This window comes from Archangium lansingense (genome assembly GCF_026626635.1).
Lineage (GTDB): Bacteria > Myxococcota > Myxococcia > Myxococcales > Myxococcaceae > Archangium > Archangium lansingense.
This window is the reverse complement of the sequence record NZ_JAPNKA010000001.1, coordinates 907529-925189: the sequence shown is the minus strand read 5'-3', so window position 1 is coordinate 925189 and position 17661 is coordinate 907529. Positions and strand designations below refer to the sequence as shown.

The 17661-nt window shown below is 68.5% G+C and carries 16 protein-coding genes and 1 pseudogene; 12 read left to right on the top strand and 5 right to left on the bottom strand.

The genetic code is table 11. From position 1 onward, the window contains the following. Positions 1 to 87 precede the first annotated feature (87 nt). The gene (gene polX / locus OV287_RS03695; RefSeq protein WP_267532577.1) at positions 88 to 1848 is read right to left on the bottom strand and encodes a DNA polymerase/3'-5' exonuclease PolX; all 1761 of its coding nucleotides are present in this window, start codon (positions 1846 to 1848) and stop codon (positions 88 to 90) included. 192 nt (positions 1849 to 2040) lie between these two features. Here polX and OV287_RS03690 point away from each other — a divergent pair, with 192 nt between their 5' ends. The 5 genes from OV287_RS03690 to OV287_RS03670 all read left to right on the top strand — a co-directional run bounded on the left by OV287_RS03690 (position 2041) and on the right by OV287_RS03670 (position 5728). Further along, positions 2041 to 2238, top strand: coding sequence for a hypothetical protein (locus tag OV287_RS03690; protein ID WP_267532576.1), 198 nt, complete (start codon positions 2041 to 2043; stop codon positions 2236 to 2238). A gap of 87 nt (positions 2239 to 2325) precedes the next feature. Beyond that, the gene (locus tag OV287_RS03685) at positions 2326 to 3456 is read left to right on the top strand and encodes an MvdC/MvdD family ATP grasp protein (protein ID WP_267532575.1); all 1131 of its coding nucleotides are present in this window, start codon (positions 2326 to 2328) and stop codon (positions 3454 to 3456) included. A gap of 151 nt (positions 3457 to 3607) precedes the next feature. Next, positions 3608 to 3781, top strand: coding sequence for a hypothetical protein (locus OV287_RS03680; protein ID WP_267532574.1), 174 nt, complete (start codon positions 3608 to 3610; stop codon positions 3779 to 3781). Beyond that, positions 3771 to 5261 (top strand): DUF2380 domain-containing protein, encoded by a 1491-nt coding sequence (locus OV287_RS03675; protein WP_267532573.1) that lies wholly within the window; start codon positions 3771 to 3773, stop codon positions 5259 to 5261. Before OV287_RS03680 ends, OV287_RS03675 begins: the two co-directional genes overlap by 11 nt. Next, positions 5258 to 5728 (top strand): NUDIX hydrolase, encoded by a 471-nt coding sequence (locus tag OV287_RS03670; RefSeq protein WP_267532572.1) that lies wholly within the window; start codon positions 5258 to 5260, stop codon positions 5726 to 5728. The genes OV287_RS03675 and OV287_RS03670 overlap by 4 nt, the downstream gene beginning before the upstream one ends. Before the next feature lie 51 nt (positions 5729 to 5779). Here OV287_RS03670 and OV287_RS03665 read toward each other — a convergent pair whose 3' ends face one another. Next, complete coding sequence (locus OV287_RS03665) at positions 5780 to 6772, bottom strand: bestrophin family protein (protein WP_308809546.1); 993 nt, start codon at positions 6770 to 6772, stop codon at positions 5780 to 5782. Between the two features lie 50 nt (positions 6773 to 6822). On the opposite strand from OV287_RS03665, the gene OV287_RS03660 reads away from it, so the two are divergent. Next, positions 6823 to 7680, top strand: coding sequence for an ADP-ribosylglycohydrolase family protein (locus tag OV287_RS03660; RefSeq protein ID WP_506344820.1), 858 nt, complete (start codon positions 6823 to 6825; stop codon positions 7678 to 7680). Between the two features lie 13 nt (positions 7681 to 7693). Here the strand turns inward: OV287_RS03660 and OV287_RS03655 are convergent, their stop codons facing one another. Further along, positions 7694 to 8230, bottom strand: a complete 537-nt coding sequence (locus OV287_RS03655) for an ankyrin repeat domain-containing protein (RefSeq protein ID WP_267532570.1) — start codon at positions 8228 to 8230, stop codon at positions 7694 to 7696. 359 nt (positions 8231 to 8589) lie between these two features. Here OV287_RS03655 and OV287_RS03650 point away from each other — a divergent pair, with 359 nt between their 5' ends. Next, entirely contained in the window at positions 8590 to 12726 is a 4137-nt protein-coding gene (locus OV287_RS03650) for a Kelch repeat-containing protein (protein ID WP_267532569.1), read from the top strand. 6 nt (positions 12727 to 12732) lie between these two features. On the opposite strand, the gene OV287_RS03645 is transcribed toward OV287_RS03650, so the two are convergent. After that, complete coding sequence (locus tag OV287_RS03645; RefSeq protein WP_267532568.1) at positions 12733 to 13908, bottom strand: FAD-dependent monooxygenase; 1176 nt, start codon at positions 13906 to 13908, stop codon at positions 12733 to 12735. Between the two features lie 452 nt (positions 13909 to 14360). Between OV287_RS03645 and OV287_RS03640 the strand changes: the two genes are divergently transcribed. The 5 genes and pseudogenes from OV287_RS03640 to OV287_RS03620 all read left to right on the top strand — a co-directional run bounded on the left by OV287_RS03640 (position 14361) and on the right by OV287_RS03620 (position 17366). Beyond that, on the top strand, positions 14361 to 14666 hold the full coding sequence (locus OV287_RS03640) for a type II toxin-antitoxin system RelE/ParE family toxin (RefSeq protein ID WP_267532567.1): 306 nt from the start codon (positions 14361 to 14363) through the stop codon (positions 14664 to 14666). A 32-nt stretch (positions 14667 to 14698) separates the two neighbouring features. Next, positions 14699 to 15013 (top strand): helix-turn-helix transcriptional regulator, encoded by a 315-nt coding sequence (locus tag OV287_RS03635; RefSeq protein ID WP_267532566.1) that lies wholly within the window; start codon positions 14699 to 14701, stop codon positions 15011 to 15013. A gap of 135 nt (positions 15014 to 15148) precedes the next feature. Then, positions 15149 to 15368 (top strand): annotated as a pseudogene (locus tag OV287_RS03630) (hypothetical protein); the annotation flags it as partial. Further along, on the top strand, positions 15358 to 16899 hold the full coding sequence (locus OV287_RS03625) for a DUF2380 domain-containing protein (RefSeq protein WP_267532565.1): 1542 nt from the start codon (positions 15358 to 15360) through the stop codon (positions 16897 to 16899). The pseudogene OV287_RS03630 and the gene OV287_RS03625, both read left to right, overlap by 11 nt. After that, on the top strand, positions 16896 to 17366 hold the full coding sequence (locus OV287_RS03620) for an NUDIX hydrolase (RefSeq protein ID WP_267532564.1): 471 nt from the start codon (positions 16896 to 16898) through the stop codon (positions 17364 to 17366). The genes OV287_RS03625 and OV287_RS03620 overlap by 4 nt, the downstream gene beginning before the upstream one ends. On the opposite strand, the gene OV287_RS56340 is transcribed toward OV287_RS03620, so the two are convergent. Then, on the bottom strand, positions 17257 to 17652 hold the full coding sequence (locus OV287_RS56340; RefSeq protein WP_373371798.1) for an NAD(P)-binding protein: 396 nt from the start codon (positions 17650 to 17652) through the stop codon (positions 17257 to 17259). The two genes, OV287_RS03620 and OV287_RS56340, sit on opposite strands and share 110 nt — an antisense overlap. Between the last annotated feature and the right edge of the window lie 9 nt (positions 17653 to 17661).

Sequence of the window (17661 nt, the reverse complement as noted above, 5' to 3'; positions counted from 1 at the left end):
ACCAAGGACAGTCCTGTGAACCAACCGATGGCCCAGAGGTCCGCTCGCGCACGGGTGGGTGATTGACCTGCATCTCACCCCACTGGCTCACGGGGAGGTGCCAGGGGCCTCGTGAGACCAGGAGGGCGCGCGGCGTGGACGGCGGAAGCGGCGCCGCAGCTCGGACAGGGGCAGCGTGTTGAGTACATCGCCTGCCTCCAGCCAGCCCCGCCGCGCCACCCAGACGCCATAGCGCAGGTTCTCCAGGTGCTGAGCGTTGTGCGAGTCGCTCGAGATGACGAGCTTCACCCCCGCCTGCTTCGCCAGCCGGCACGCCTGGTCGGTCAGGTCCAACCGCTCGGGCTGTGCGTTCACCTCCAGCGCCACGCCCTGCTCGCGCGCCACCTCCAGCACCCGCTCGAGATCATACGGGTACGGGTCCCTGCTCCCGATGAGCCGCCCGCTCGGGTGTCCCAGCACATGCACGAGGCCCGTGCGCAGCGCGCGGACGATGCGCTCCGTCATCTCCTCCGAGGACATGTTGAAGCGCGAGTGCACGCTGGCCACCACGCAGTCCAGCTCCGACAGCACCTCGTCCCCAAGGTCCAGCGAGCCGTTGGGGAGGATGTCCACCTCAATGCCTGCAAGCAGGTGGGGGCGGCCACGCAGCTCCTGGTCCATCCAGCGAATGGTGTGGAGGTGCTCCCACAAGCGCGCATCATCCAGACCCAGGGGGCGCGAGCGCGAGTGGTCCGTGATGGCCAGGTAGCTCCGACCGAAGCCCCTCGCGGCCGAAGCCAGCTCCAACAGGGAGCTGCTGGCATCCGACGACGCCTCCGAGTGCACGTGCAGATCTCCCCGCAGGTCCTCCTCCTCGATGAGCTCGGGCAGACGGCCAGCCTCGGCGGCCTCCAGCTCGCCCAGGCCCTCGCGAAGCTCGGGGGGAATCCACGGCAGGCCCACGGCGCGGAAGACGTCCTCCTCGCGCTCGCCGGCGATGCGGCGGCCCTTGGCGTCGAAGACGCCGTACTCGTTGACCTTGAGTCCGCGGTGCAACGCGCGCGTGCGTACGGCGATGTTGTGAGCCTTGCTGCCGGTGAAGTAGTGCAGCGCCGCGCCGAAGGACTCGGGATGAAGGACGCGCAAGTCCACCTGCAATCCCACGCGCAGGCGGACCGTGCTCTTCGTAGGCCCCTGCGCGAGCAGCGTGGCCACTCCGGGCAGCTTCGGGAAAGCGGCCACCACGCGCTCGGGGTTCGTTGAGGACACGAGCAAATCCAGGTCGCCCACCGTCTCCTTTCGCCGCCGCAGGCTGCCCGCGGCCATGGCCTGCTTCACACCCGGAATCGCGCGCAGGCGATCCACGAGGTCCTCGGCGTAGGGAAGGGCCCGGTGCAAAGGAACGCGGCCCTTGCGGGAGCGGTGGCGTGTCACCGCCGAGGCGATGGCCTCCGAGCGCTTCGCACCCATGCGGGGCAGCTCGGACAGACGCCCGCTGAGGGCAGCCTCCTCCAGTGCGTCCACCGAGGTGATGCCCAACTGCTTCCAAACGAGCGCGGCCGTCTTGGGCCCCACGCTCTCGATGCGAAGCAACTCCATGACGCCGGAAGGCACCTTGCCGCGCAGACGCTCCAGCTCGTCACAGGTGCCCGCCCCAACGAACTGGGTGATGCGCTCCGCGGTGTGCGTTCCCACACCGGGCAGACCAGCAAGCTCTCCCTTGCGCACCAGCTCGGCGACAGGGACGGGGAGCGTATCCACCACCTGCGCCGCACGTCGGTAAGCGCGAACCTTGAAGGGATTCTCGTCCGTGAGCTCCAGCAGGTCGGCGATCTCCCCGAGCATGGCCACGACCTCGGCGTTCTCCATGACGCGCTCCTCCGCGGTGGTTCCCTCCTCAATGTCCGTCGGACGGGGGAAGGAGGCATGGAGCGGAGGATGGGCGGCTGCTCGCCCGGGCCTCATCCCGGTTCGACTGGAATCCACCTCAATAAATCCAGGACGGACCCACCCCCGTAGCGCCCTGTGAACCCCAACCGGGGCAGACAGAGGAGACACACCATGAAGAAGTCGGAGAAGAAGGTTGCCGTGCAGGAGCTACCGGGCCGCGTGCTCGGGCGGGTGCTCGCCGAGGAGCTCGGTCTGGTCCGAGGAGGCCATGGCATCCAGATCGCGGCTGCGACCGGGACCAGGACTGTCCAGGACAACGGCAACCTGGATTTCACGGGAGGCCGGCCGGGCCAGTCGGACGGCGACTGAGTGCCGCCACCTGCTCCCTCCGAACACCGCGCGACCGGATGGGCCGCTCCGTCCGGCCGCGCGCCACACGAGCCCCCTCCTACACCGATGAAGACCGTCCTCATCCTCTCCCAGCCCAATGACCTTCACGCCGCCGCCGTCACCGAGGCCCTCACTCGCAGGGGGGCGGAGGCCATCCTCTGGCACACGTCCGACTTTCCCTCGCGCGCCACCGAGACCGTCTCCTTCGTGGGGAAACGGCGCTCGGTCCGGCTGAGAGGGCTGGAGCTCGACGTGTCCGAGCAGTCCATCGACACGGTGTGGAACCGCAGGCCCACGTTCGTCCTGGACGGGCTGCCGCTGCATCCCGCGGATCTCCCATTCGTGGAGATGGGGTGCGAGACCTTCCGCCGCGCGCTCTTCGACACGCTGGCGCCACGGGCCTTCTGGGTGAACCCGCAGCACGCCATCACCCGGACGAGCAAGCTCCGGCAGCACCAGGCGGCGCTCGACGTAGGGCTGGAGGTACCCGACACCCTCTACACCAACGATCCGAAGGAGATCCGCACCTTCCTGCGCGAGCACCCCGGACAGGTCATCTACAAGCCGCTCAACATGACGGCCTGGAGGGACGACGAGCGCTATTACATGCCCTTCACCAGTGCGCTCACCGAGGAGCAGCTCGTCGCGGATGAGTTGCTCCAGGCGGTGCCCGGCATCTACCAGGTACGAGTGCCCAAGGCCTACGAGCTGCGCGTCACCATGATGGGCCGGCGCGCATTCACGGCCCGACTGCATTCGCAGGAGACGCAAGGCGGAAGGCTCGACTGGCGCAGGGCACAGGAGGAGCTGCGGATGGAGCCCTTCGAGCTGCCCGCCGAAATCGCCACCCAGTGTTTCGAGCTGATGAGGAAGCTGGACATCGTGTTTGGCTGCTTCGACTTCATCGTCCGCCCGGACGGCCGCTACGTCTTCCTCGAGGTCAATCAGGCGGGCCAGTTCCTCTTCGTCGAGGATGCCACGGGCCTGCCGCTCCTGGATGCGTTCACGGAGTTTCTCCTCCAGGGGAGCGTGGACTTCGACTGGTCTCTGGACCGAGTCACGCTGCGTTACTCCGAGGTAAAGGACGCCGCCCTCCAGCGGCTCCGGACAAGCTTCGAGCGTCACGTCGCCGAGCCGGAGGGCACCTGGTACGAAGGCTCGCGGGCCGAGAGCCCTGCAAGTCCCAGGTGCCACTAAGCCAGTCCTGTCAGGGAGGAGCATCGCCGCTCGCCCATCTGGGGCAGACGCCTCGTGCGTGCACTGCATCAGCAGAAGCACACGGGGGTGGCAGTCGTCCGATTTTGTCAGGGCCTCCCGATAGAATCGGCGTCATCCATCGGAGGCGCTGATGACGTCCACGCCGCGTGGGCTGGGACAGCCTCGCTACTCCAACCGCACCAACCTGGACTACCACCTGGCAAGTGCATTCCTCACCGGCACGCTGCTGTTTTCGATTGGCATGGGCGCGGTGCGGCCAGAGTCCTTCGCCTCCGTGGGCCTGGGGGTGGACAATGCGCGCTGACTTGCCCTGGCGGTGGGTGGGCCTTCTGCTCGCCCTGGCGCTGCTGTCCACCGGCTGCGCGTCACTGACGCCACCGCCCGGCATGGGACCGGGCCTGCGCTACACGCCGGGCGCCGAGTCTCGCCGCCTCCTCGTCTCAACGCCTGAATCCGAGGCGCCGGAGCGGTTGCACCGGCGCCGGGCCTCCCGTGCGGAGGTGACAGCCGCGGGCCCGGACAGCGCGGAATGGGAGGCACGGCAGCGGGCCCTCGCGGCCCAGTTGGCGTTTCGTGGTGCCATTCGCGAAGTGTCCGGTTCCACCCGCCGCATCTCCGGCGAGCTCGTCCGGCTCAATTCCAGTGGCAGGGGCCTCGCCAGCGGAAACGGTGTCTTCCTCCGCTACACCGACTATGGCGCCGAGCAACTGCGGTGGATTGACGCCCAGCTCGCAGCCGCCACCCGGCTGGCCAACGCCGCGTCGGAGGTGGAGGACCCGGACATGCAGCTCGCCCTGCTGCGCGTGGCCGGCCCACGACTGGAAGCCACCATGGTGGGCTCACTCCTGCTCGCCGTCTGGCTCGACTTCCTCCACTTCGCGGACGTCACGCTCAGACAACACCTCTACCCCGTGGAGACACTTTTCGCGGACATGCGGCGCATGCAGGAGATGCTCGAACCCGCCATGAGGGCGCTCTCCTCCCGGGAGCACGGACAGGTGGAGGCCGCGGCGCAAGACGTGCCCCCGCTGGTGGGCCACCTCACGAGCGAATTCACGGCCACCGTGGAGAGAATGCGCGTGGGGGCGGAAAACCTCCAGAAGGTGCTGGTGCTCAAGGAAGCCATCGAGACTGTAACCCTGCTCTCGACGATGAGGTTCTCGCTGCCCTCGGTGCCTCCGCCGGCTCCTGCCCTGGTCGGCATCGGCCTGGCGGTAGGCGGCGACGGCGTGATGATGGGCACGCGGATTGTCGTCTCCGCCGAGTGGGTGGAGAGAGTACGCCAGTTGGTACGCGCGGGCGTCCTCTCCCTGCCCGTCATCGGCGCCGCCGTGCGGATTCAGGCGGGCCAGGTGATGTTGGCGCAGGAGCACGGCGTCCTGCCGCGGGGCGTGCGCGAGGCGCTGGGAGATGGGCCCGAGGTAGGGGCCATGCACGTGACGGGCAGAGCGGGAGCCGGCATGGCCGCGCCACCGCGGCACCACGTCATGCCGAAAGAGTTCCGCGAGTGGTTCGAGAAGCGCGGCTTCACCGGCGAGATGGACATCGACCAGTTCTGCGTGGAGATGGAGCAGGCGCACCACGAGGCCATTCACGGCGGAGGCGACTGGAAGCTGGGCCGCACCTGGCCCGGCGAATGGAATCGGATGATCATGGAGGCGTTGCAGAAAGCCGAGGCCAGGGCAGGCCGGATGTTGACGCCAGGCCAGATCCTGGGAACAGTCGCGAAGGCCATGGAGGACTACAACCTCCCGATGAATTTCATCCCGTGGAGTGGGCCATGAGCGACGGACATCCTTTTCAGGGCAACTGGGTGACACGCCTGTACGAGCGTGTCCGTGAGCGGGGTTACGATTCGCTCACCGCCTTTGCCGAAGCGCGCCCTACCGCCTCGCTGGTGGCTCTGGCCAAGGAACTGGGCAAGGACGATGTCGCGGGAGTGCAGGTGTTGCGCGGGCTGCTCGCCGAGGCGGAGCGACGCAAGCAGGTCACACGCTTTGTGCGCGACATCTTCACGCGCCTGTGGCCCCAGAGCGTCCCCGACGGTTGGCCGACAGTGATGGACGACAACAACCGTTTCAAGGTTGCCGAGGCACTCGGCCGCTGGTTTGCCTACACCCCAGAAACCCATCAGGAGCGCGTCGATCGCGCCAGCGATGCGCTATTCGAAACACCACCGCCGCCCGGCTGGCGCCCGCTCGGTCCCGACGACGAGTTGCTGCTCGCGCTCCTGCCGGATGAGGAGGTCTAAGCCAGCCGGAGGGCACCTGGTACGAAGGCTCGCGGGTCCAGCCCCCCTTCGTCAGCGCAGGATGAAGTCGTGCGGGCGCAGCGGCTCCGGAAGTGGCTCGCCGAGCGCCTCCAGCAGGCCGATCTCCGCGGTGCGCGCGAGCGCCATGAGCGGCAAATCGTTGGGCGCCTCCCCGAAGGGGTCCTCCAGCTCGTCACCGAGCGCATCGAGTCCGAAGAAGGTATAGGCGACGGCCGCCGCCAGGACCGGAGTCATCCAGCCCAGAACGTCCACGAGGCCGAAGGGCAACAGCAGACAGAACAGGTAGGCCGTGCGGTGGAGCAGGATGGTGTAGGAGAAGGGCAAGGGCGTGAAGCGGATGCGCTCGCACGCGGCGAGCACGCCCGAGAGCGCGTGCAGGCGCGCGCTGAGGGCCTGCCAGGGGATGTCGGAGACCCTGCCGTCGCGGCGGAAGGCGGCCAGTTCGAGGGCGGACTCACGCAGCAGCGCGTCGGGCCGGTTGCGGCTGGCCAGCACGCGCCCCCGCTCCGGCTCCGCGACGAAGCGCGAGATATCCTCCCCGAGGTCCTGCCCCCGCAGGTGGCCCACGAGCGCGTAGGCGAAGGCGATGTTCCGGTGTACCAGCCGCCGGGCCACGAGCCGGCCAGCGGTCGGCTCTTCCGCGCCACCGTCGTCCAGCAGCGAGATGGCATCGCGCGCGAGCGAGCGCACCTCGATGAGGAGCGCCCCCCACACCTTACGCGCATCCCACCAGCGGTCGTAACAGGCGTTGTTCCGGAAGCCGAGGAAGATGGAGAGGGCAATGGCGAGCAGCGACAGCGGCGCGGGAGACCCGTGAGGCAGGTGCAGTGCGCTCCGCCGCGACGCCCACACCACCGCGAAGGAGAGCGCCGCGATGCCGAGCACCTGCGGCAGGACGCGCGGCAGGATGGTGCCGCGACGGACGAAGAAGAGCCGCAGGAGGCTCGGACGCTCTCGGACGATCATTGGCGCTGGCAGTTGCCCCAACCCGACCACCGATGCAAGCGCCTCCGCTACCGTCATGAGACGAGGGCAGCCAGTCCACGGCGGGTGATGTACGCCGCCCTGACGCCTTGGATAATCTGGCCTTCATGCTACTGGAACTCGCCATTGGCGACGCTTACGGTGCCGGCTTCGAGTACGTCAGCGCCTCGCGGGTGCTCCGAGACAACGACCTGTCGCGCTACGTGCAGCATCCGAGGCACCGCCTCGTACCCGGGAGCTACACGGACGACACGCAGATGAGCCTCGCGGTGGCAGAAGCGATGCTCTCTGGCGAGTCGTGGACTCCAGCGCTCCTGGCGCGGCACTTCGTCGCGGCGTTCCGGCGCGACCCGCGCGAGGGCTACGCCCAGCGGTTCCACGCGTTTCTGGAGGAGGTCCAAACAGGCGAGGAGTTTCTCGCGCGGATCGACCCGAGCAGCGACAAGAGCGGCGCGGCGATGCGCGCGCCACCGCTCGGGGTGTTGCCTTCGACAGCGCAGGTCGTCGAGTGGTGCACGGTGCAGGCCGAGGTGACACACCGCACGACGGACGGCGTCAACGCGGCCGTGGCCGCGGCACTGATGGCGCACTACTTCGCGTACGACATCGGGCCCAAGGAGGAGCTCGGGCCGTTCCTCGAGTCCGAGGTGCCCGGACAGTGGGCGCAGCCCTGGCTCGGAGAGGTGGGGCCCAAGGGCTGGATGAGCGTGCGCGCGGCCATCACGGCGGTGGTCGCGCACGACACGCTGGCGGACATCCTGCGCGCGTGCGTGGCGTACGGCGGAGACGTGGACACCGTCGCGGCGATCGCGCTCGGGGCCGCGTCGTGCTCGCGCGACGTGACGCAGAACCTTCCGGCGCACCTGGCCGATGCGCTGGAGAACGGCGCCTTCGGCCGGGACTACATCGTCGCGCTCGATGCGCGGCTCATGGCACTCGCGGGCTGAGTGCGCGAGGCCGTCACGCGCGGCTCCTCGCACCCAGGAGCTTGGCGAGGTGGGGGTTCTCGTGCTCCAGGGCCTCTTCGGCGGGTGTATGTCCCACCAGATCCTTCCGGGTGACGTCTGCCCCCGCCTCGAGCAGAACCTCGATGACCGGCCCCCGGTCCTTGAAGCGCACCTGCTGGTGCAGCGGCGTCCACCCCTTGCCGGCATTGGGGTTGGCGCCGGCGTCGAGGAGCGCCTGGGCCACGTCGGGCCGCTGCGCATCGAAGAGCGCGGTCCGGCCGTCCTTGTCGAGCGTGTCCACCGGCAACCCACCCTGGACCAACACGGGAATGGAGGCCACGCCACCATGCTCGGCGGCGAGGTGCAGGGCCGTGGCCTTCTCGTCGTCGACGGCCAACGCGGACAAGCCCAGGGCGAGCAACTCCTTCACCAGCGCCGCGTCGTCCACCATGGCCGCCAGGTGCAGCACGCCACGCTTGTCCTCGTCCAACGTCTCCAGGTTCGCACCCAGCGCGCGCAGGGCCAGCACGCGACCGACCCGGCCACTCACTCCGCCATCGGGACCGAAGAAGGGAGCGGTATCCCTCCCCGCGGCGAGCAGGAGACCCGCGTCCAGGGCCTTGGCCTGTTTGCCCTTGGGGCGGCTGGCTTCTTCATCAGCTTGGAGACGTCCACTTTCTTCTTCGTATCGGGAGGCGGAGACATGGCGCGGGATACTGCCATGAAGCCACCCTCCCAGTGGCACCAGAGCGATACGGACAGTGAGAGCGTCGCGAGCGGACGGATCGCGTGCATCATTTTCCAGCTCGTCGGCTGCATCTCTACTCCGCGTGAAATAAGCTCCACTAGACAGCCCGATACGGGACGTCAATGGTGTGTTGCGCAATTCCAGACAAGAGGGGGGAGAAGATGCATCAAACCATTTCCAAGAACAGTCGGCCGTGGCGTGGCGTGGGGTTGCTGGCCACACTGACGGCGGCACTCGTGCTCGTGCTCGGCGCCTGCAACGCCAGCTCGGAGCACGCGCCTCGCGATGCCACGGGAGCCGTGGCCACTCAGCCCTCGCCGCTCGCCGCCAGCGTGGGTTGGGGCAAGACGGGCTCCCTGGCCGCGGCGAGGAGTGGCCACACGGTCACACCGCTGACCTCGGGCAAGGTGCTCGTGGTGGGCGGCTCGGGCCCCGGTGGCTCTCTCGCCAGCGCCGAGCTGTATGACCCGGCCACCGGCTCCTGGTCCTCCACCGGCCCGCTCTCCCAGGCGCGCGGGAACCACTCGGCCACGCTGCTGACCTCGGGCAAGGTGCTCGTGGTGGGCGGCTCGGGCCCCGGTGGCTCTCTCGCCAGCGCCGAGCTGTATGACCCGGCCACCGGCTCCTGGTCCTCCACCGGCTCGCTCTCCCAGGCCCGAGGGAACCACCCGGCCACGCTGCTGCCCTCGGGCAAAGTGCTCGTGGTGGGCGGCTCGGGCCCCGGTGGCTCTCTCGCCAGCGCCGAGCTGTATGACCCGGCCACCGGCTCCTGGTCCTCCACCGGTCCGCTCCTCCAGGCGCGCGAATCCTCCACGGTGACGATGCTTCCCTCGGGCAAGGTGCTCGTGGTGGGCGGCTCGGGCCCCGGTGGCCCTCTCGCCAGCACCGAGCTGTACGACCCGGCCACCGGCGCCTGGTCCTCCACCGGCTCGCTCTCCCAGGCCCGTGAGGACCACACGGTGACGCTGCTTCCCTCGGGCAGGGTGCTCGTGGCGGGTGGCTCGGGACCGGGCGGCCGTCTCGCCAGCGCCGAGCTGTATGACCCGGCCACCGGCTCCTGGTCCTCCACCGGCTCGCTCCTCCAGGCTCGCCTCGGCGCCACGGCGACGCTGCTCCCCTCGGGCAGGGTGCTCGTAGCGGGCGGAGAGGGGCCCAGCGGCACCTTCGTCAGCACCGAGCTGTATGACCCGGCCACCGGCGCCTGGGCCTCGACCGCCGGGCTCTCCGAGGCCCGTGTCCTCCACGCGGCGACGCTGCTGCCCTCGGGCAAGGTGCTCGTCGTGGGTGGGTTGGGCACGAGCAGCCATCTGGCCAGCGCCGAGCTGTTCGATCCAGCCGCCGGCTCCTGGACCTCGACCGGGTCGTTCCTGGGCCGCTGGGGCCACACGATGACGATGCTGCCCTCGGGCCAGGTGCTCGTGGCGGGCGGTGCTGGCTCCTCCGGCTACCTGACCAACGCCCAGGTGTACGACCCGGTCGCCGGCACCTGGTCCTCCACCGGCTCGCTCGCGCAAGCCCGCTTCCAACACACGGCGACGCTGCTGTCCTCGGGCAGGGTGCTCGTCGTGGGCGGCTCCAGCCCCAGCCACCAGGTCAGCGCCGAGGTGTATGACCCGTCCAGCGGCACCTGGACCCCGACCGCCTCACTCGCGCAAGCCCGCGACTCCCACACGGCGACGCTGCTGTCCTCGGGCCAGGTGCTCGTCGTGGCCGGCCAGGATTCCAAGGGACGTCTCTCCAGCACCGAGCTGTATGACCCGGTTGCCGGCACCTGGAGCTCCGCCGGCGCACTCGCCGCGATTCGTTCTTCGCACACGGCCACGCTGCTGCCGGATGGCAGGGTGCTCGTCGTGGGCGGGTACAACGGCAGCAGCGCCCTCGCCAGCGCCGAGGTGTATGACCCGGCCACGGGAACGTGGAAGGCCACCGGCTCGCTCGCCCAGGCCCGTTATTCCCATACGGCCACGCTGCTGCCGGGTGGCAAGGTGCTCGTGGTGGGCGGGTATGGCAGCAGCCGCATCGCCACCGCCGAGCTGTACGACCCGGTCACCGGTGCCTGGACCGCCACCGGCTCTCTCTTCATGGGCCGCTACGCCCACACGGCCACGCTGCTGCCCAATGGCAAGGTGCTCGTGGCGAGCGGGGCCGCTGGCGGAGAAGCGGTCAGCGAACTGTATGACGCGGCCACCGGCTCCTGGACGGCCACGGTCTCGTCCTATCAGGACCGCAGCAGCCAGTCCCGCTACTATCACACGGCCACACGCCTGCCCTCGGGCAAGGTGCTCGTGGCGGGCGGGTACAGCTACCTGAGCAACTGCGACGTGTATGAAGACACGGATGCCAGGCCCGAGTGGCGCCCTGACATCGCCGGTGTCTCGCCCGGCACGTCGTTGATGTCTGGCGATGTCTTCACCGTGAACGGCTCGCGCCTGAGGGGAGTTCCTGAAAGCGACGTCCCCCTCCTGACGCTGCTGGACATCGAACGAGGCAGGCTGTTCACGCTGCCCTCGCGGGACTTCTCGAGCACCCAGGTCACCGCCAGCGTGCCCGCGGTTTCCCCGGGGCAGTACCTGCTGTCCGTCATCGCCAACGGCGTGACGACCAGCAAGGTGCTCTCCGTCGTCAGCGATACGGTGGCGCCGGACACCACCATTGCCTCCGCCCCGTCCAACCCCACGAACGAGACCACTGCCACCTTCACCTTCCTCGCCAACGAGGCCGGTGTCAGCTTCGAGTGCCGCCTGGATGGCGCGGCCTTCTTCACCGCCTGCACCTCGCCCGCCAGCTACGCCCAGCTCGCCGAGGGCCCGCACTCCTTCCGGGTGCGCGCACGCGATGCGGCCGGCAATCTCGAGGCCTCCCCGGCCTCCCATACCTGGACGGTGGACCGCACAGCGCCAGACACCGCCCTCACTTCCGCGCCGGCCAACCCCAGCAACCAGTCCACCTTCACCTTCTCCAGTGAAGCCGGTGCCAGCTTCGAGTGCAGCCTGGATGGTGCGGCCTTCACTCCGTGCACCTCGCCCGCCACCTATGTCCAGCTCGCTGAAGGCTCGCACTCCTTCCAGGTTCGCGCGCGCGATGTGGCTGGCAACGTGGATGCGACTCCAGCCGCCCATGACTGGACGGTGGACCAGACAGCGCCAGACACCGCCCTCGCCTCCGCGCCGGCCAACCCCAGCAACCAGTCCACGGCCAGCTTCACCTTCTCCAGTGAAGCCGGTGCCAGCTTCGAGTGCAGTCTGGATGGTGCGGCCTTCACTCCGTGCACCTCGCCCGCCACCTATGTCCAGCTCGCTGAAGGCTCGCACTCCTTCCAGGTTCGCGCGCGCGATGTGGCTGGCAACGTGGATGCGACTCCAGCCGCCCATGACTGGACGGTGGACCAGACAGCGCCAGACACCGCCCTCACCTCCGCGCCGGCCAGCCCCAGCAACCAGCCCACGGCCAGCTTCACCTTCTCCAGTGAAGCCAGTGCCAGCTTCGAGTGCAGTCTGGATGGTGCGGCCTTCTCCGCATGCACCTCGCCCGCCACCTATGCCCAGCTCCCCGAGGGCCCGCACTCCTTCCGGGTGCGCGCGCGGGATGTGGCTGGCAACGTGGATGCAACCCCGGCCGCCCATGACTGGACGTTGGACCAGATAGCGCCAGACACCACCCTCACCTCCGCGCCGACCAATCCCAGCAACCAGTCCACGGCCAGCTTCACCTTCTCCAGTGAAGCCGGCGCCAGCTTCGAGTGCGGCCTGGATGGTGCGGCCTTCACTCCGTGCACCTCGCCCGCCACCTACGCCCAGCTCGCCGAGGGCTCGCACTCCTTCCAGGTTCGCGCGCGCGATGCCGTCGGGAACGAGGACGTCTCTCCCGCCAGCCACACGTGGCTCATCGATCTGACGCCTCCGGCCGCCCCCGTCATCTCCGCGCCCGCCAACGGCGCCACGGTGGAGGACAACACCCCCACCTTCTCCGGCACCGCCCAGCCCGGCAGTACCGTCACCCTCACCGTGGACGGCTCGGTGGCTGGCACCACGACCGCCGACGCGACTGGCTCCTGGTCCTTCACGCCCGCCTCGGCCCTGGCGGATGGGCCGCACACGGTGACCGCCACGGCCAGCGACCCCGGGGGCACCAGCGCGGCCAGCCCCCCCGCGAGCTTCACCGTCGACCCCCCAGACAACCCGGGCACTCCGGCGGGAGGCTGCGGATGCGCGGCGGGCTCGGGGGATGGCTCGTGGCTGCTAGCGGGCCTGACCCTGCTGGCGGGTGCTGTCTCCCGGCGCCGCCGGCTCCTGGATTGAGAACCTCTATGCGCCCAGGAAGTCGTAGCCCAACACGCGACGGAGCTGGTTGAGCGCCACCGAGGGCGGCAGGGCCTGCATCAGCAGGTCCCTCCCCCACCGCGCCACCGGGTTGCGGAGGTACCGGATGGAGCCTGCCTGCAGGCTCAGCTCGGCGATGTGAGCCGTGCGAGGCCGGCGTCGCGCCTCGTAGCTCCGCAGCGCCCGGACGCGGTCGGAGTCCTCGCGCAGTAACTTCGCCAGCACCAGGGCATCCTCGATGGCCTGGCACGCCCCCTGAGCCATGTCGGTCACCATGGCGTGCGCCGAGTCACCCAGCAGCGTGACCGGGCCCTCGCCCCAGCGCGGCAGCGGCTCCAGGTAGTGGATGTCGGTGCGAAGGATGTTGGACTCCGGCGTGGCAAGGACCAGCGATTCGACGGGCTCCATCCATCCCCGGACGTGGCTCAGCACCGCCTCTTGGTGGCCGCCCGCCGCGTCCTGCCCACCCTCGGGCGCGGGGGCCAACAGGAACCAGTACATCCGCCACGTGCCCTCCGGGCTCCGGCCGAGGTGACAGATGCCGAAGCGGGCACCCGGCCCGTAGAGCTCGAACTGGCTCCCCTCTGGAATCACCTCGGAGGCGACGTTCACGACCCCACGCCAGGAAGTCCGGCCGCCGTATCGCGGCCTCACCTCCGGGAACAACTGCTGGCGGACGACCGAGCGCAGTCCGTCCGCGCCGATGAGACAGTCACCCTTCACCTCCCTGCCATCAGCGAAGGTGACGCGGACCCCGTCTCCATCGGCGTGAAAGCCCGTACACGCGGCGCCCAGGTGCACCACGCCCGGCCCGAGCTCCCGCAGCAGCACCTGCTGGAGCTCCGCGCGGAGCAACCCCACCGTCGGCTGGCCCACCTCCCGGCACAGCGTCTCCACGGACAGGCGGGAGAGCACCTTGCCATCCCACCGATGCATCACCGTCTCTCGCCACGAGGCCCCCGCGTCGGCCACCTTCCGGGCCAGCCCCAGCGCCTCGAAGGCCCGCATCGCGTTCGACCAGAGCGACAGCCCGGCGCCGAGCGGCCGGTAGACCTCGGCCCGCTCGTACACCGCGACCTCGAGACCGGCCTGACGGAGCGCAATGGCTGCACACAGCCCGCCAATCCCCCCTCCGATGATGATGACTCCGCGTGATGACATGTGCCCGTCCCCGTGACATCGAGGACGGAACGGGAGTGACCCGGCAACCGGAACTCCAACGGCCCTCGATGAACTCACGATAGCCCGTGGCGGAGGAGCCTCGCACCCACATGTGCATACCGGCATCTACTGGAAAGGCTCCCCATCAACAGGTGCAGCGCCGGCTTGCCATCCATAACACTTATGTTATGTTGACCGCGCCAGGGACTGCGAAACAGTCCCAAAGTCGCCTGGGGCTGCACAACAGACCCAGCAGTCGAACGGGCTGCAAAACAGCCCGTGAAGGCAAGGGGTTGCACAACAGCCCTGGACACAGAGGTCCTGGCCATCGACGCGACGCGCGGCAGCACAAAACGGGAGAACCTACATGAACCGCAGCAAACCCACGACCCATCCGCCGGCCCAGACATCCCCTCATGAAAGTAAGGTTTTACAGAACCCCTAGTGGTCACATGCCCGTCGAGGCGTATCTCGATGCCCTCGACCGTCACGAAGCGCTGCCCATCATCAAGGCACTCAGCGCCATCGAACTTTACGGATTGGATGAAACCCTCATCCAGACTCGCGCCCTCCGAGACAAGCTCTGGGAGCTGAAACTCGGCCGACATCGCCTCTTCTACGTACTCGATACTGGCCCCACCCTGGTCCTCCTCCACGCCTGCAAGAAGCAGAGCCAGAAGGCTCGCAAGTCGGACGTGGACCTAGCCATCTCCAGGATGAGGAAGGTTATCGCCGCCGCTTCATCTCGTCTCCCCTGATGGGGATTCGACAGCTGCACCACACGATCGCAATGCCTGCGAAAGAGCCCAACCCCTATGTGGGGGGCACCCTGGATGCGCTCATCGAGCGCAGGAAAGCCAGGGACCCTGAATTCGACGCGCTCCTGAAGGAGGAGCTCGATCAGCTCGCGCTAGCACGAAAGCTGCGCGAACTGCGTGAACAGCAGAACCTCAGTCAGGCGGAACTCGCTGCGCGCATTGGCACGCAACAGCCTGCCATCGCTCGTATCGAAAGCGGCAAGGTCCTGCCGCGACTCGACCTGCTTTACAAGATTGCCGCAGCCCTCGGAATGCGGCTGAAGATCAGCTTCGTCAAACAGACCTGAACCAAGGGGGAGAGGGTTCTCGCAACCCGAGTACGCGAGATACCCTCACCCCGCCCCTCTCCCGAAGGGAGAGGGGAGTTTTCGGCTCAGCCCGCCCGGAAGCGCGTGTCGAAACGGCTCGCGCCCGGCTCGCGCTTCAACCGCAACCTGGAGGTGGCGGCAAAGGGCCTGGCGGTGGGCATGGGGCAACCCGGAGCACCTTACCTGGGCGGAGCCGAGGTGCGCTGGCGCCTCTTTCGGTGGACGCATGTATGCGCTGGGTACGGGCGGCACGCTGCTGTTCCCGGAGAGCATGGGCACGCTGAAGCCGGGGACCTTCTCTTCCGTGGACCTGGGGGTGGACAATGCGCGCTGACTCGCACCGGGCCCGGTGGGCGGGCGTGCTGCTTGCCCTGGCACTGCTATCCACCGGCTGTGCCTCGCTGACGCCACCACCCGCCGGACAGGGGACGAGCCTGCGCTACGCACCGCGCGAGGTCATGGGGCCCACCTCAGTTCAGGAGCCGAGTGTCGAGTCTCCGGGCGCTCCCGGCTCCACACCGCCCTCCCCTTCCGTGGCCACTGCGCCCGAGCGGCTGCATCGGCGCCGGTCCTCCCGTGTGGAGGTGACGGCGGTGGGCCCGGACAGCGCGGAGAGGGAGGCGCGGCAGAGGGCTCTCGCGACCCAGTTGGCGTTTCGCGGCGCCCTTCGCGAGGTGTCCGGCTCCACCCGCCGTATTTCCGGCGAGCTCGCCCGGCTCAACACCAGTGTGTGGGGCCTCGCCCAGGGAAACCGTGTCTTCATGCGCTACGCCGACTACGGCGCCGCTCAACTGCGGTGGGTGGAGGCCCAGCTCGCCGCCGCCACCCGGCTGGCCGACGCCGCCTCGGAGGTAGATGACCCCGACATGCAGCTCGCCGTGCTGCGCGTGGCCGGGCCAAGGTTGGAAGCCGCCATGCTCGGCGCCCTCGTTCTCGCCGTCTGGGTGGACTTCCTCAACCTCGCCGACGTCGCGCTCAAGCAGCACCTCTACCCCGTGGAGACACTGCTCGTGGACATGTGGCACTGGCAGGAGATGCTCGAGCCCTCCATGAAGGCGCTCTCCTCCCCGGAGCACGAGCAGGTGGAGGTCGCGGCGCAAGACGTGCCCCCGCTGGTAGGCCACTTCACTGACGAATTCGAGCGAGCCCAGCAGCGCATGCGCGTGGCGGCGGAGAACCTCCAGAAGGTGATGTTGCTCAAGGAAACCATAGAGACAGTCACCATGCTTTCGACATTGAGGTTTTCGCTCCCTTCGGCGCCGCCGTCCGCGCCCGTCCTCGTCGGCATCGGCCTCTCGGTGGGAGGCGACGGGGTGATGGTGGGCACGCGCCTTGTCGTCTCCGCCGAGTGGGTGGAGATGGTGCGCAACCTGGTGCGCGCGGGCGTCCTCTCCCTGCCCGTCGTTAGCGCCGCCGTTCGGATTCAGGCGGGCGGGATGATGATGGCGCAGTACGGCGAGCTGCCCATGGGCGTACGCGAGGCGCTGGGTGACGGTCCCGAGGTGGGGGCTATGCACGAGACGGGCAAGGCGGGGGCGGGTATGGCCGAGCCGCCGCGGCACCACGTCCTGCCGAAGGAGTTCCGCGCGTGGTTCGAGAGGCGCGGCTTCACCGGCGAGATGGATATCGACGAGTTCTGCGTCAAGCTGGAGCAGGCCCACCATGAGGCCATTCACGGTGGTGGAAACTGGAAGCTGGGGCGCATATGGCCGGGTGAATGGAACCGGATGATCATGGAGACGCTGTTCGAAGCCGAGACCGACGCTGGCCGGATGTTGACGCGGAACGAGATCCTGAAAAACGTCGCGCAGCGGATGGAGGACTACTACATCCCTATGAACTTCGTCTCTTGGAGAGGGCCATGAGCGGCGGACATCCTTTTCAGGGCAACTGGGTGGTGCGCCTGTACGAACGGGTACGCGAGCGCGGCTACGATTCGCTCACCGCCTTCGCCGAGGCGCGCCCCACGGTGCCGCTGCATTTGCTGGCCAAGGAACTGGGCAAGGACGATGTCGCTGGGGTGCAGGTGTTGCGTGGGCTTCTCGCCGAAGCGGAGCGGCGCAAACAAGTCACGCGGTTTGTGCGAGATGTATTGGCGCGCCTGTGGACTCAGAGCGTCCCCGACGGTTGGCCGGCAGTGATGGACGACGCAAGCCGTGGAGAGATTGCTATGGCGCTCGGCACGTGGACCGCATACACCCCAGAAACGCACAAGGAGCGCGTCAGGCAGGCCCGAGCGGCCCTCTGGGCCTCGCCGCCGCCCGCCGGGTGGCGCCCGCTCGGTTCCGACGACGAGTTGCTGCGTACACTCCTTCCTGACGAGGAGGCTTGATCTTCCGCCACTCCGCGAGGTGAGAGTGGACCTGCCCCGGTTTTGTGGCTCTCCCGCACTTTGTGTGAATCCTGGGCGCATACGGATAGCCGCAAGAGTGACGTTCGCCTGCTTGCAACCGCTGAACCACATGAAGTGCGGGAGAGCCACGTAACCGGGGCAAGCCCAGCCGGTAGGCGTCGGCCCGCTCGTACACCGCGACCTCGAGACCGGCCTGACGGAGGGCGATGGCTGCACACAGCCCGCCAATCCCCCCTCCGATGATGATGACTCCGCGTGATGACATGTGCCCGCC